This is a genomic window from Curvibacter sp. GW821-FHT01G03 (assembly GCF_059422285.1).
Genome location: NZ_JBWKWP010000015.1, coordinates 105,416 through 119,761, shown reverse-complemented (window position 1 = coordinate 119,761; position 14,346 = coordinate 105,416). Strand labels below are relative to the sequence as shown.

Sequence of the window (14,346 nt, the reverse complement as noted above, 5' to 3'; positions counted from 1 at the left end):
CTGTCAGGAGCACGCCATGATCATCGCGCTGCTCAACCAGAAGGGTGGTGTCGGCAAGACGACGCTCGCCACGCACTTGGCGGGCGAACTGGCCTTGCTTGGCAAGAACGTGCTGCTGCTTGATGCCGACCCGCAGGGCTCGGCACTGGACTGGACGCAGCGGCGCAGCCAGAGCGGCCTGCTGCGCCTGTTCGGCACGGTCGGCCTGGCGCGTGAGACGCTGCACCAGGAAGCGCCCGAGCTCGCACGCCGTGCCGATCACGTCGTCATCGACGGCCCGCCGCGCATCGCGGCGCTTGCGCGCTCGGCGCTGCTCGCGGCCGACCTCGTGCTGATCCCGGTACAGCCCAGCCCCTACGACGTGTGGGCCAGCGCGGAGATGGTGGCGCTGATCCGCGAGGCGCAGGTGTTCAGGTCGGCGCTGCGCGCGGCCTTTGTCATCAACCGGCGCGTCAGCACCACGGTGATCGGCCGCGAGGCGCGGGGCGCACTGGCCGACCAGCCGCTGCCCGCGCTGTCTGCCGAGGTTCGCCAGCGCATCGCCTTCGCCGACAGCGTGGCCGCCGGGCGGCTCGTGCGCGAGCTGGACGAGGATGGTCTGGCAGCGCGCGAGATCGCGGCGCTGGCCGCCGAAGTGCTGCGGGGTGGCACGCCATGAAGAACGGCAAGCGTGTGTTCATTGGCGCGCGGCCGCAGGCCGATCCGCAGGCCGAAGCATGGGTGCGCAATGGCGACGGTGACGACCTCTCGGCGCTGGCGCGTGGCGAGGTCTACACCGCGCGATTGACGCTGGACGTGACGCCGGCGTTGCGCGGGCGCATCAAGGTCGCGGCGTTCACGGTGGGCATCACCGTGGCCGACATGCTGCGTGCGCTGCTGGAGCGCGAATTCCCGGAGCAACGGACATGACCTCCTCACCTGCGCCCCGTCGAGCGACCGCAGCCGCGTCGGTAGTCGTGCCATCGGACGTGTCTTCGGACACCTCGATGCACCGCTCGCTGCCCCTGCCGGCGTCGCTGCGCGCGAGCGACATACAGCTCACGCGCGTCTCGCTCGCCCACGTCGAGCGCCGCATCAACCTCTACCTGCGCTTCGGCCAGCCGTTGCGCGAGCTGCGCTTGGACCGCTGGCGGCGCTGCGCGAGCTTCGCGCCAGGCGCAGTCTTCTGCCGCGTGCGCTGGGAGTCCAATGACTACGGCACGACACGCTGGCAGCTCATGGTGCTGCAGGCCTGCACACCGGGTGAGCGCATGCAGCGCATCGCTGGCATCCGCCCGGGCGCTAGCCTGTTGCTGTGCGCGGAAGGCGAAGCACGGGTGCAGACGGTGCTGCAGCGGATCGACGCCATCGAGGCGCTGATCATCGACCCGGCAAGTGCCGCGCCCGCGCACTGGCGCACGCTCGGCAACCGCCTTGCCGCGCGCCAGCCGCTGCCGGCCTACAGCGCCGAGCGGCACGCGGCCTGGCTGCGCGGGGAGGAACTGCGATGAGCAGCCGCAGGCATCTTGGCGAGCTCGCGCTGTGCGCGGGCCTCGGCATCGCTGCGCTTGCCGCGCCGGCGCTGCACGGACCGGCCGCGCGCTGGGTTTACAACCCGAGCGACAGCGTGCCGCGCGGCTGGTATCGCATCGAGCCTTTCGATCCATCGCACCCTGCGCTGCATGTCGGCGACATCGTGCTGGTCCGGCTGCCCGCCGAGGCCGCCGCGCTTGCTGCGCAGCGCGGCTACCTGCCCGAGCGCATCCCGCTGCTCAAGCGCATCGGCGCGATGGCGCCGCAGCGCGTGTGCATCGCGCAGCGTACCGTCTACGTCGATGACGTGCCGGTGGCGCTCTCGCGCGAGGCCGACGGCCTGGGCCGCAGCCTGCCGCTGTGGTCGCACTGCCGCGCGCTGCGCGCCGGCGAGCTGTTCCTACTCAGCGCGACGAATCCGGCGTCATTCGATAGCCGGTATTTTGGTCTCATCGACGCGGTGGCCGTGCTCGGCCGCGCGCAGCCGATGTGGGCCTGGGGTGCTCAATGAATGTCGCCCAGCGTGCATCGTCGCTGCGGATCCACGTACAGACGGTGTGCACGTGCCTCACCGCACCGCCTGCGGCCGGTGCGTTTCGTCCGTGCAGGCGATCGCCGACCGACCGTCGGGGCCGGTCGCGTCAGCGATCGGCAAAGACGGAGGGCAAGATAGAAGGGGGCGGCACGCTCGGGTGCCTCGGGCCTTGTCTGCACGGGGGGTGGCGCGGCACGGCCTTCGGCCGTCCGCGTGCCGCAAGCGGCGGGAAGTGCGTGCCAGCGCTCGCGTTTCCGCGTGCTGTCTGCGCTGCAAGGCGCCTCGGTGCGCTGGAGCATGTGCAATGACGTCGCGCGACGACGACCGATTCCGCGTACTGCCGGGGCCGCCGAAATCGCCAAGAGCAGGCCAGCCTGGCGGCGGCCAGCGCTTCGTCAGTCGCGTGCTGCGTGAGGCCAGCAAGGCCGGTGCCAAGCCTTCCTTGCGGACCGGGCGAACTGGCGGCCGCAGCGCTGCCAAGCTCGGACGCGGCCACGTCGCGGCGCAGACCGCCGGCCGACGGCTGGGGCCCGGCGCGCAGCGCGTCGTCATCAAGGCCCGATACGTGGTGCTCAAGCAGGCGGGTGCGCGCTCGGTGGAAACCCACCTGCGCTACATCGAGCGCGAGGGGGTGGACCGCGACGGCGGCAAGGGCCACGCCTACGGCCCCGTCACCGACCAAGCGGACCTGGCCGACTTCGAGGAGCGCGGGCGCGGTGACCGGCATCAGTTCCGCTTCATTGTCTCGCCCGAGGACGCGCAGGAGCTCGAAGACTTGCGCGGCTATACGCGCCACCTGATGACGCGCATGGAAGGCGATCTGGGTAGCTCGCTCGACTGGGTGGCTGTCGATCACTGGAACACCGACAACCCGCACACGCACATCGTGCTGCGCGGACGCGACCAGACGGGCCACGACCTCATCATCGCGCGTGAATACATCGCCCACGGCATGCGCCAGCGCGCGTGCGAGCTGGCGACCGAATGGCTCGGGCCGCGGACGGAACGCGAGATCCGCGAGGGCCTGTTGCGCGAGGTGGAGCAGGAGCGGTGGACCAGCCTCGACCGCAACCTGCAGCAGTTGGCGCAACAGTCGCCGGATGGCACGGTGGAGCTGGAGGCCGACTCCGATGCAGCGCGTTCGCCGCGCACGCTGCTGATCGGCCGGCTGCAGCGGTTGACCGACATGGGCCTGGCCCAGCCGGATGGCATGAACCGCTGGCGGCTGCGGCCCGACATCGAGCAGACCCTGCGCACAATGGGTGAGCGCGGCGACATCGTGTGCACGATGCAGCGGGTGTTCGGCAAACAGCGGCGCGAGTTTGCTGTCTTCGCGCCGGGCGCGGGCGCGCAGCCAGTGGTCGGCCGGGTGATCGGCACGGGCCTGGCTGACGAGCTGCAGGAGCGTGGCTACCTGGTACTCGACGGCATCGACGGACGCGCGCACTACGTTGCGTTGCCGGCCGGCACCGAACTCGAACAGTTCCCGGCCGGCGCTGTGGTGGAAGCGCGCGGCGCGGCCGTAGAGCGCGCGGTGGACAAGATCATCGTCGGGCTTGCCGAGAGCGGTCTGTATCGCACCGAGCATCACCTCTCGATGCTGCGCTCGCAGCCGGTACACGGCGGCGATCCGCGAGAGACCGTGGCTGCGCACGTGCGCCGGCTCGAAGCGCTGCGCCGGGCTGGCCTGGTCGAGCGCGTGACCGAAGGCCTGTGGCGCGTGCCGGCCGACCTGCCAGCGCGAGCGCGCCAGTACGACGCACATCGCCTCTCCGGCGGCAGCGTGATGCTGCATTCGCATCTGCCGATCGAGCGGCAGGCGCGCGTGATCGGCGCGACCTGGCTGGACCGGCAGTTGATCGGCGGTGCAGCCGGCGTCGCCGACAAAGGCTTCGGCGTTGAGTTGCGCGAAGCGCTGCGCCAGCGCAGCGACTTCCTCGTCGAGCAGGGCTTGGCCGAGCGCCGCGGCACGCGCGTCGTGCTCGCGCGCAACCTGCTAGGCAGCCTGCGCCAACGCGACCTCGAAGCGGCAGCGAGTGGCATCGCCGGCGAAACCGGACTGCCGTACCGACCCGCGTTGGACGGCGCCCGCGTGTCCGGCGTCTACCGCCGCAACGTGCTGCTGGCCAGCGGGCGCTTCGCGGTGCTGGACGACGGCCTGGGTTTCACACTCGTGCCATGGAAGTCGGTGATCGAGCAGCGCTTAGGTCAACGAATGTCGGCAATTGTGCGGGGGGTTAGCGTTGCGTGGGATTTCGGTAGGCATAGGACCCTCTCGATCTGAGTCAAACGTTGTTCAGTGAGTCATCAGTAACGTGCCGGGACTCGTCATACAGATCTACGCGTCTACTTCATCACCAAGCGCGGATCAAGCTCGGTGACCGCAAAGTTGCGTAAATGTGAGATGAAGCGGTCAACGAGTTTCGATGGCAATGTTCGCAACGGCCTCAGTACTGAAAATTCAAGCGGAATCGATGGCTCGAATGGGATAAAGCTCAGGTCTCCTCCCTTGTACTCCTTCGCAGTGATTGCATCTACGAGTGCGACCCCTTGGCCTGAAGCGACGAGAGAGCAAATAGCGGCCGCAGTCTGTGTTTCCACTTGTGCTGGCTTGTAGGTCACCCCGTGAGCCGCAAACATGGCGTCTATCAACAGGCGCGTACCCAAGTGGCTAGGATGTGCGAGGAAAACCTCTCCTTCAATATCGGCCGGAACTATCAACTCGCGGCCTGATAGTCGATGACCAACGGGAACGGTGCATACGTGAGCGATCGACAGCAGGCTGTCTCCGTGCGTTCCGGTATTGCTGATAGAGAGGTTGACGATTCCGACGTCACAGCGCTGACCGATCACCATGTCCACGATCGTGCGTGAGTCATATACGCCCAATGTGACCTTGATCTCGCTGGACTCCTTGAGGAAGCTTGCGATCGCCCTCGGCATGAGGGACAGCGCAATCGATGGAGGTGCCGCGACATTCAGCGCGCCGCGCTGCTGCGTTCTTATCGCATGCGCCGTACGCGCGATCCGTTCAATACCGACCAGAGAGCGGTTGACCTCTTCGTAAAGCAACTGTGCTTCGGCGGTTGGGTGCAGCCGCCCGCGCACGCGTTCGAACAGTTGGAAGCCGACGCTGTCTTCCAGGTCGGAAAGCAAGCGGGTGACCGCGGGTTGCGAGATGCACAGCATTTCGGCGGCCCGTGTCACTGTCTGGCAGAGCATGAGGGCTCGGAAGGCTTCAAGTTGGCGCTGGCGCACGGGGACCCCCGAAAATCAATAATGTAATGTTATGGATGAGCAAAGTAATTGTATTTGATAGCTCATGGGTAAGGAGAATACTATCCAAGTACAGAGAGACAGACGGCACCAGGTAGTACATATAACGTTATGTTTGATTTTGGTGCATCCCGGGATCTTGATTGCGCTATCGCACCGTTATGGAACACCTTCATATGAAAGCCAGACACCTTGACGCCACAGCTCTCGACTTTGCGCCCCACATCGTGCGCGGCCAGTCTTCCGCACCTGCCTGGGCGCCAGCGGGGTATCCAAATGAACTCCCTACATACAAGTCGCGCATCGCCGCCGTTCAGGGTCAGCTTGGGAAGGATGGACTCGACGAAATGGTGGTGATCAAGCCCGAGCGCGTTCGCTACGCTTTCCACGCTTGTAGGGCTACAGCACAGGCCGCAAGCAATTGATCTGGTCGAACAGGTCTATGACTGTTATTCGGTCAGATTGATCAAGCGATTGCACATACGAGTAATACATGCAGAACAAAATTTCGAATCCACCTTCACATCGTGCAGATCAGATCAACCGGGTCGCAGCGCTGGCCGGAGTTCTTCGCGCTCGACAGATCGACGCCGTGATAATCGACGCCGCCGAGCACATGCGCTATCTTTTTGGCTTCTCTGCTAGCGCAGTCATGTACCAGTGCTGCATCGTCACGGCCGACGGCAGTGTGCACGGCATCGTGCGGAAGCTGGATGAGTCGCTTTTCGCGTCGGTCTCTTGGGTGAAGGATTGGGTAGCCTACGTCGACTGGGAAGACCCGTTTGACCTGCTCATCGCCGAGATCCGTCGACTGGGGCTTGCAAAGGCCACCATTGGCCAGGAGCTCGACTCCAACTACCTTACCGTTCGCGACCAACGCCGTATCGCCGCTGCACTTCCGGATGTGAGATTCGCAGACATCTCAGGCGTCATCGTAGAGATGCGCGCCCGAAAGTCACCGGCCGAAATCGAGGAGCATCGCCGCGCTGCTGCGATTGCCGACTTGGGCGTCGCCGCGATCCTTGACGCTATCACGGAAGGAGTGAGTGAGCGGGAACTCGTCGCAGTAGGATATTCCGCTGCTCTCGCAGCCGGTGCCGACAACAACGCGCCGCGCATTGTGTTGCTTGGCATGGGGTCGGCGACCCAGCACCTTCATTGCAATGTCGGCGACCGACGGCTTGAGCTCGGGCAGGCTGTCCATATCGAACTGCTCCCTCAGTCAAACGGCTACTCCTCGCGTCTGATGCGGCCCGCAGTGCTAGGTGAGGCGCCTGCCGAACTGCTGTCTAGCGTTGAGCAACTGGTGAAGATCCAAGATCGTCAGTTCGCGGCCATCCGCCCCGGCGTACCAGCGAAAGTGATCGATCAAATCGGGCGCGAGGGTCTCGCCTCAGCCGGTCTCCGCGCCACTTTTCCTCACAGTACTGGGTATGGGATCGGGATTGTCACGGGACCAAAAACAGCGGACTTCGCGCACTTGTTCACGCCCGGAGGCGAGTGGGAGCTCCAGCAGGGCATGGTGTTCCACATGTATCTCTCGGCGGCAGGGCTTCAAATCAGTGAAACGATTTGCGTAACCGACAACGGTGTCGAGGTATTGACTCAAATGCCGCGGCACCTGCAGATGCGATAGACCGGAAGGGTGCGCAATGATGCCGTGAGCAGAGACTTGCATTCCTTCAGCGGTAGACATATTCAATTTCGATTGCCCCCAGGGGGAGGGCGGTCGCTAACCGAGTTTCCTTCCCCAGCTTCTTTAACCCTTACCTTAAGGAAAAATTGAAATGCCAGACGCCCTCCGTTTCAAACGCGCCCTTCGCAAGAATACCAATCATCTTTGGCCGCTCCGGGCGGCTCTTCTTGCACTTGGAGCGGCCCTGTTCTCTGGGGTGAGCCATGCAGAGGATGCTTATCCGAACAAGGTCGTGCGACTGGTCGTTCCTTTTGCGGCAGGTGGTGCGACGGATATGCTCGGCCGCGTTGTGGCGGAACGCCTAGGCGCTGTGTGGAAGCAAAGTGTGATCGTCGAGAATCGTGGCGGCGCGAGCGGGACCGTTGGAGCTGATAGCGTTGCGAAGTCGAAGAACGACGGCTATACGATTCTCCTGGGAACGTCATCAACTCACGCAGTCGCCCCGACGCTGAGACCCTCCCTTCCCTACAACGCAGAGCGTGACTTCGCGCCCATTACGTTGGTGGCAACCACCCCGTTTGTACTCGCTGTGCATCCGAGCATTCCGTCCAAATCGTTGGCCGAATTTGTCTCATTCGTCAAAGGCAATCCCGGCCAGATTCCGTACGACGGTACGCCTGGCACTGCGCCACACATGGCCATGGAGTTGCTGAGCGCGCGCGCCGGAATCAAGTTGCTACCGATCGGCTACAGAGGCAGTTCGCCGGCACTGATGGATCTGGCGGCTGGGCAGTTGCACGCGGCATTCAGCGACGTGCCGCCATCCCTTCCCTTCATTCGCGATGGGAAGTTGCGTGCCTTGGCCGTAACCAGTCCCAAGCGTCTTGCGCTCCTTCCTGAGGTCCCCACAGTCGCTGAACAAGGGTATCCAGGCTATGACGGAGACGCATGGCTCGGGCTGTTTGCGCCGGCCGGAACCTCGCCAGAAATTGTCCGCAAGATTGCGGCCGACCTCCAGACAGCTTTGAGCGATCCGAGCGCCAAAAAGAAACTTGAGGAAGCGGGCTTCACGTTGATACCGGGCACCCCGAGCGATTTTGCTGCTCGGATCAAGAGCGATATTCCGAAGTGGCGCAAGGTAATCACTGACGCTGGCATCAAGATCGAGTAGGCCCGCGTAAGTCTTCTCCGGACGGGTGTGTACAGAGCAATGTACCAAGCCGGAGCGTTGACTCTGAATGGCACAAGATTGCGTCGGAATCTGCGCACACCTGGGCCAATTAGATGAAGCCGAAAAGGAGAGTGGCTGATGCCACTCTATGACTACAGCGCTGCTGCATAAGTTGCGACCAGCCGTTCCCCAGGGTCACTGGCTCCTTGACCGTATTTCTATTGCTATGTCCGCTGAACCATTATTCCAGCCGTTCGCTGGTGTCGAGAGTCTTGTAGAAGTGACGTTCAATCATAAACCTCTGCAAGTGCCCACCGCGTCCAGTGTCGCTGCTGCTCTGCTCGCGGCAGGCGTCCGGCGATTCCGCAAATCACCAGTGTCTGGAGAGGGCCGGGCGCCGTACTGCATGATGGGCGTTTGCTTCGAATGCCTGCTCGAAATCGACGGCGTCCCCAACCGCCAAGGTTGCTTGGTGCCGCTGCGCGCCGGTATGGATATCCGCACGCAAGATAGCCTGCCGGACTTCCTCGATTCCTCTGACGACCAAGACTTGGCACTTGCCCAAGCCACTGCCGGGGGAGCTCACCATGGCAGCTGAAGCTTCGCCTCAGATAGCGTCTCTTCAGCAGGTCGATACTGTTGACATCGCCATCGTTGGAGCCGGCCCTGCTGGTATGGCTGCAGCCGTGACCGCGCGCCGGCACGGCGCCAGCGTTGCGCTGCTTGATGAACAGCTCGCCGCAGGCGGGCAGATCTACCGGGGGGTTACCGCTGCGCCGCCCGAACGCATCCATGTACTCGGTCCAGATTACGCGGTCGGAGCGGAACTGGCCCGGGAATTCGTGGCGAGCGGGGCGCACCATATCACTGGCGCAGCTGTTTGGCAGGTTACGCCACAGCACCAAGTGCACTACTTGCAGCACGGCGCTATGCGCAGTGTTCAGGCGCAGCGGGTGCTGCTGTGTACTGGGGCGATGGAGCGGCCCTTCCCCATTCCCGGTTGGACACTGCCCGGGGTGATGACGGCGGGAGCGGCGCAAATTCTGCTCAAGGGCTCCGGCATGACGCCTCGATCGCCTGTGGTGCTGGCAGGGTGCGGTCCGCTGCTGTACCTGCTGGGTTGGCAGTATGTTCAGGCCGGTGTACCGATTGCCGCTATCGTCGATACCACCAGTGGAACAGATTATCGCCGCGCACTGCGGCATGTCGGCGGCGCCTTGGCAGGTTGGCGATACCTAAAGAAGGGTTTGACACTCATGGCCACCCTTCGGCGCGCCGGTGTGCCGTTCTACGGCGGCGCGACTGACTTGCATGTTATCGGCGAACGCGAAGCACAAGGTATTGGGTTCATCAGCCGCGGTACGCCGCACGAAGTGCGCAGTCCGGTCGTGTTGTTGCATCAGGGCGTGGTTCCAAATACCCAGTTCACTTGGTCGCTCCGCGCTGGGCATATTTGGGACGATGCCCAGTTGTGCTGGGTGCCCGTGACGAACGCGTGGGGTGAACTAGACGTGCCTGGCATCTTCGTGGCTGGCGATGGACGTGGAATCGGTGGAGCACAGGTCGCTGCATTGCAGGGAAAGCTGGCCAGCTTGGCCGCGACAGCGCAAGTTCGACAGCTTGATGACCTCGTTCGGGACGATCTGGCAGAGCCGCTGCGCGCTGAGATGCGCCAGCATCTGTTCATCCGGTCCTTTCTCGACGCCTTGTATCGCCCCAAACAAGCCAACCGCATTCCTGCAGACGGCACGATCGTTTGCCGGTGCGAAGAGGTCACGGCGGGTGACCTGCGCGGCTTCGTCCGCATGGGCTGTGCTGGTCCTAATCAGGCCAAGAGCTTCGGCCGCTGCGGCATGGGGCCGTGCCAAGGCCGCCAGTGTGGTCTGACAGTGACGGAGGTAATTGCACATGCACGAGGCGTGTTGCCGGCCGAGGTAGGCTACTTCCGTATTCGACCACCGATCAAGCCGATCACGTTAGGGGAGTTGGCCCATGAAGCCTGATGCCAGACTGCCTCGTGGCAGCGATGTCATTGTGATAGGGGGAGGCTTCCACGGAACGTCCAGTGCCTACCATCTGGCAAGCCGCGGCGCCAAGGTTACGTTGCTCGAAGCAGAGTATTGCGCGCGCCACGCATCGGGTGTAAACGCTGGAGGCGTGCGCACCTTGGGGCGCCATCATGCTGAGGTTCCGCTGGCGCGTGCGTCCCTGGACCTTTGGCATCGCCTGCCCGAGCTGATCGGCGAGGACGGATCATTTGTGGCAAGTGGCCAGCTCCAAGTGGCCGAGTCGCCTCAGGAACTCGACAAGCTGCGAGGGCGTGTCGCAACTTTGAACGCGCTGGGCTATACGCATGAAGTCATAGTCGATGCTCAGCAAATCCGCGAAATTGCGCCGAGGCTAGCACGTCATGTTGTCGGTGGCATCTGGGTCAAAGATGACGGCCACGCAGTGCCGTTTCGTGCCGTCATGGCATTTCGTCGTGCCGCACAGCGGCTTGGAGCACAGTTTCATGAAGGCACACCTGCGCAAACAATCGAGCGGGTCGGCGATCAATGGCGCGTCACCACGCCGTACGGTGCATTCACCGCTCCATGGCTGGTAAATGCGGCAGGGGCTTGGGCTGGTGAGTTTGCTGCGCAGGTGGGAGATTCGGTGCCCATTCAGCCGGGGGGACTCATGCTGATGATCACTCAGCGTGTTCCGCACTTCATCGGGCCGGTTCTCGGCGCGGCAGGACGGCCGCTGTCTTTCAAGCAGTTCGCCAATGGGACGGTACTCATTGGCGGCGGCCTCCGTTGTGGGGCCGACATGGTGCAGCGTCACGGTGATGTTGACTTTTTCCGGCTCCCATCCAGTGCGAAGACGGTAACCGACCTGTTTCCCCACCTCGCAGGCATCAATGTCGTGCGTGCCTGGGCCGGAGTGGAAGCGTTCATGCCAGATGAAATCCCCGTCATTGGAATGAGTACACGTGCGCCACAGCTAATTCACATCTTTGGTTTCTCAGCTCATGGCTTTGAGCTCGGCCCCATTGGTGGAAAGATCGTGGCTGAGTTGGTGCTTGAGGGACAGTCATCATTGCCGATTGCTCCGTTCGCCGTGGATAGGTTCGCATCAGTCAATGCGCATTGACGGTACTCCTGTACTCCATCCACACCCTATGCAGTCTCCGAATTTCTCCGTATCGCCGTGACCTATCAACATATCTCATCCCCGCCTGTTGCAGGCGCTCTCAATGATGTCGAGCGCATCCATACGAACGCACGAATGAGCAAGATCGTCCGGTATTCGGGACTGATCTATTTATGCGGACAGACCGCAAGTGGCAGCCCCAACGAAAGCGCTGGAATCAAAGTTCAGGTGAAGGAGGCTTTATCGCGGGTCGATGCACTCCTGGCCGATGCAGGTAGCAACCGAGCTCGAATCCTCGCAGCCACCCTTTACCTGCGCAACATCAATGACTTCGCTGCGATGAATGAGGTTTGGGAGGACTGGATCCCGCTTGGTGCGGCGCCGGCAAGAACGACCGTGGAGGCCCGGCTTGCTTCAGAGAATCTCCTATTCGAGGTGACGGTGACTGCCGCGCTGCGTTGATCCGAAGATTCCGTCTATGTGAGTAGCAACGGATTTCAAGGAATGAAAAAAGGAGTTTATGCAGCCCTTTCACTTCGAAATCTCCGTCATTTCAACGGCCTGGAATAAGACGCCAAAGGCAAGTCGTCAACGACATGAAAAACAAGGATGCGCAAGCACTTCTCACGCACATAGCCGTAGTGGTGAAACCGCTGTTGCCGCAGGGTGTGTTACCGAAATACATTCCGCAGCTGACACGCGTCAATCAGATGCAGTTTGGCATGGCGTTCATCACGCTGGATGGCCAGGAGGCTTTTGTCGGCGGCGCTGATGTATCGTTCTCGATTCAAAGCATCTCCAAGCTCTTCGCTTTGAAGCTTGCGTTGGAGCGTGTAGGCGATGAGGTCTGGAGCCGAGTTGGGAGGGAGCCATCGGGGAGGCCGTTCAATGAGCTTGTGCAGGTTGATCACGAGGCCGGCGCAACGCGAAACCCATTTGTGAACGCGGGGGCGCTTGTTGTCACTGACATACTTTGCTCCCGATTTGCGCAACCTGAACTTGCATTGCTTCAAAACTTGCGATTGGGCGCGGGCGACGAACAAATCGATATTGATCAAGGCGTTATGCGATCGGAGCGGGAAAGCTGTCACCGCAATGCAGCTATAGCCCATCTTCTCAAGAGTTACGGATCCATCCGAAACTCTGTTGATGCAGTGCTGGACACGTATTGCCGACAATGCGCACTCGCTATGACTGCGCGTCAGATCGCGCGATGCGCATTGCCACTCGCAGCGGACAATGGGTTTTCGATCGCTGACACACGTGATTCTCTGAAAACCTCCCAGCGGCACAGCGTAGTTGCCCTAATGCTCACGTGCGGAACATACGATGCCGCAGGTGACTTCGCCGCTCGAGTCGGATTGCCGATGAAGAGTGGAGTGGGAGGAGGGATCGTCGCGGTCATTCCGGGAGTTGGGAGCCTATGCGCATGGTCACCAGGGCTGGATGAATCCGGAAACAGCATCGCGGCTGCACGTGCAATCGAGATCTTTGCGAGTCATACCGGACTATCACTTCTTGGAGCGCGTGAGCGGGTGCGCTTAAACACTGACGTTTGCAAGAGCCAATCGGGCGTTCTGTGACGTTAGGGGCGATTTAAGAATGGGATCGCCCTGTCAGGAAAATTGAAAGTCGATAAGAAGCTATCGTCCAAAAGGTAACCACATGAAATTGATCATTCCGACTCTGCTCGCAGTCGGTGTCAGGTCCGTGAAACGAGCGGTGCGAAGCACGATTGTCACGGCCACAGTTCTCGGGGCTGGCTACTTACAGGCATCTGAGGTGGTGGTCGGGCAGGTCGCGCCATTGTCCGGGATGGAGGCCAGTCAAGGCCGCGCGTACTCGACCGGCATGCAGTTGCTCTTCGATTCAGTGAACAAGGCTGGCGGCGTCAATGGTCACTTATTCAAGCTTGTGCGCCGGGACGACGGCGGACGTCCGGCAGACACGGTGAGTGCCACCAAGCAGATACTGGCCGAGCACAAGCCGTTGATTCTGGCTGGCTACTTCGGTGGACGCAATGTTGGTGAGTTGGTCGGCTCCGGCATTCTCGAACGGGAGCGAATCGCACTGATCGGCTACCGCGTCGCAGAGATCCGGCCGGAAACTCCATGGCTCTACAACACCCGTGCCGGCCTTAGTGACGAGGTGAATAAGATGATCGAGCACTTGGCCATCATTGGAATCACCCGGCTCGGCCTCTTCTACGAGGATGGGCAAAGCGCCCAAGCACTGATAGACGCCACCGACGATGCTGCGAAGCGTGCGCGCATCGCCGTTGTCTCACGCGCTAGCTACCCGGCGGGAACGGCGAGCGTGGCAACTTCGGTGGGAGCATTTCTGAAATCGGCACCGCAGGCGATCATCCTAGTCTCATCCGGCGCCGCAGCTGCGACATTCATTGAGCAATACCGAGAGGCTGGCGGTGCGGCGCAATTGTTGGCGCATTCAGGTGCCGACATCGAGCAACTGTCCAAGCGATTGGCCGAAGAGCAGACGCAGGGAGTGGCCATCGCTCAAGTCACACCGAATCCGTACAAGGTGTCCAGTCTGCTGACGAAGGAGTTCACCGATCTTGTTGCGAAGTCGAGAAACCTAGAGGTGCCAGTGAGCTACGCCATGATCGAAGGCTATATCACGGCCAAGGTCATCGTGGAAGCTGTGCGCCGCCAAGGCTCACGACCGTCACGCGAGACCATACCGATGTCCATTGAGTCGATCAGCAAATTGGATCTAGCGGGGTACGCGCTGGACTTCCGGCGTGGCCAGCGCACCGGTTCGAAGCTCGTGGAGCTTTCGATTGTCACCAGGGTGGGGAAGATACTCCAGTAGGCCGCCTCTCGTTGATAGGTGTTGATATGGTCAAGGATGCCGTTCTGTTGAAAGCGAGGCGATGCTCGTGGCCGAGAAGTTCTTGCGCCGCGTCAAGTACGACACAGGTCATGGGCATCTCGGCTGGACGGTTTCTGCGACTACTGCAAAAAGGCGTGAGCGTGCTGGTGAACACCGAACTCGGTGGAACGGTCAGAGCCGGCCGGCCAGTCAACGGACGACGCAGTGACGTCAACTGTCCGATAGCGA

General features: G+C 62.1%; 14 protein-coding genes. 13 read left to right on the top strand and 1 reads right to left on the bottom strand.

The features are described from left to right. Positions 1–16: 16 nt before the first annotated feature. The 5 genes from parA (at position 17) to AC07VS_RS21165 (ending at position 4,331) form a co-directional block, all read left to right on the top strand. Positions 17–658, top strand: a complete 642-nt coding sequence (parA, locus tag AC07VS_RS21185) for a ParA family partition ATPase (protein WP_494751892.1) — start codon at positions 17–19, stop codon at positions 656–658. Then, entirely contained in the window at positions 655–909 is a 255-nt protein-coding gene (locus AC07VS_RS21180; RefSeq protein ID WP_494751891.1) for a chromosome partitioning protein ParB, read from the top strand. The genes parA and AC07VS_RS21180 overlap by 4 nt, the downstream gene beginning before the upstream one ends. Then, entirely contained in the window at positions 906–1,490 is a 585-nt protein-coding gene (locus tag AC07VS_RS21175) for a DUF2840 domain-containing protein (protein WP_494751890.1), read from the top strand. The genes AC07VS_RS21180 and AC07VS_RS21175 overlap by 4 nt, the downstream gene beginning before the upstream one ends. After that, on the top strand, positions 1,487–2,023 hold the full coding sequence (locus AC07VS_RS21170) for a S26 family signal peptidase (protein ID WP_494751889.1): 537 nt from the start codon (positions 1,487–1,489) through the stop codon (positions 2,021–2,023). The genes AC07VS_RS21175 and AC07VS_RS21170 overlap by 4 nt, the downstream gene beginning before the upstream one ends. Positions 2,024–2,351: 328 nt before the next feature. Beyond that, positions 2,352–4,331, top strand: coding sequence for a DUF3363 domain-containing protein (locus AC07VS_RS21165; protein ID WP_494751888.1), 1,980 nt, complete (start codon positions 2,352–2,354; stop codon positions 4,329–4,331). Between the two features lie 62 nt (positions 4,332–4,393). On the opposite strand, the gene AC07VS_RS21160 is transcribed toward AC07VS_RS21165, so the two are convergent. Beyond that, complete coding sequence (locus AC07VS_RS21160; RefSeq protein ID WP_494751887.1) at positions 4,394–5,305, bottom strand: LysR substrate-binding domain-containing protein; 912 nt, start codon at positions 5,303–5,305, stop codon at positions 4,394–4,396. A gap of 511 nt (positions 5,306–5,816) precedes the next feature. On the opposite strand from AC07VS_RS21160, the gene AC07VS_RS21155 reads away from it, so the two are divergent. The 8 genes from AC07VS_RS21155 to AC07VS_RS21120 all read left to right on the top strand — a co-directional run bounded on the left by AC07VS_RS21155 (position 5,817) and on the right by AC07VS_RS21120 (position 14,097). Next, complete coding sequence (locus tag AC07VS_RS21155; protein ID WP_494751886.1) at positions 5,817–6,959, top strand: M24 family metallopeptidase; 1,143 nt, start codon at positions 5,817–5,819, stop codon at positions 6,957–6,959. A 151-nt stretch (positions 6,960–7,110) separates the two neighbouring features. Next, positions 7,111–8,130 carry a Bug family tripartite tricarboxylate transporter substrate binding protein gene (locus AC07VS_RS21150; RefSeq protein ID WP_494751885.1) on the top strand — a complete coding sequence of 340 codons (1,020 nt, stop codon included), beginning with the start codon at positions 7,111–7,113 and terminating at the stop codon, positions 8,128–8,130. Positions 8,131–8,356: 226 nt separating this feature from the next. Continuing rightward, positions 8,357–8,728: a (2Fe-2S)-binding protein gene (locus AC07VS_RS21145; RefSeq protein ID WP_494751925.1), complete on the top strand. Its 372-nt coding sequence runs from the start codon at positions 8,357–8,359 to the stop codon at positions 8,726–8,728. Then, positions 8,718–10,133 carry an FAD/NAD(P)-dependent oxidoreductase gene (locus tag AC07VS_RS21140; protein ID WP_494751884.1) on the top strand — a complete coding sequence of 472 codons (1,416 nt, stop codon included), beginning with the start codon at positions 8,718–8,720 and terminating at the stop codon, positions 10,131–10,133. The genes AC07VS_RS21145 and AC07VS_RS21140 overlap by 11 nt, the downstream gene beginning before the upstream one ends. After that, positions 10,123–11,265, top strand: a complete 1,143-nt coding sequence (locus tag AC07VS_RS21135; protein WP_494751883.1) for an NAD(P)/FAD-dependent oxidoreductase — start codon at positions 10,123–10,125, stop codon at positions 11,263–11,265. The genes AC07VS_RS21140 and AC07VS_RS21135 overlap by 11 nt, the downstream gene beginning before the upstream one ends. A 57-nt stretch (positions 11,266–11,322) precedes the next feature. Continuing rightward, positions 11,323–11,727 (top strand): RidA family protein, encoded by a 405-nt coding sequence (locus tag AC07VS_RS21130; protein ID WP_494751882.1) that lies wholly within the window; start codon positions 11,323–11,325, stop codon positions 11,725–11,727. A gap of 134 nt (positions 11,728–11,861) precedes the next feature. Next, the gene (locus AC07VS_RS21125; protein WP_494751881.1) at positions 11,862–12,848 is read left to right on the top strand and encodes a glutaminase; all 987 of its coding nucleotides are present in this window, start codon (positions 11,862–11,864) and stop codon (positions 12,846–12,848) included. Between the two features lie 82 nt (positions 12,849–12,930). Next, the gene (locus tag AC07VS_RS21120; protein ID WP_494751880.1) at positions 12,931–14,097 is read left to right on the top strand and encodes an ABC transporter substrate-binding protein; all 1,167 of its coding nucleotides are present in this window, start codon (positions 12,931–12,933) and stop codon (positions 14,095–14,097) included. Positions 14,098–14,346 lie beyond the last annotated feature (249 nt).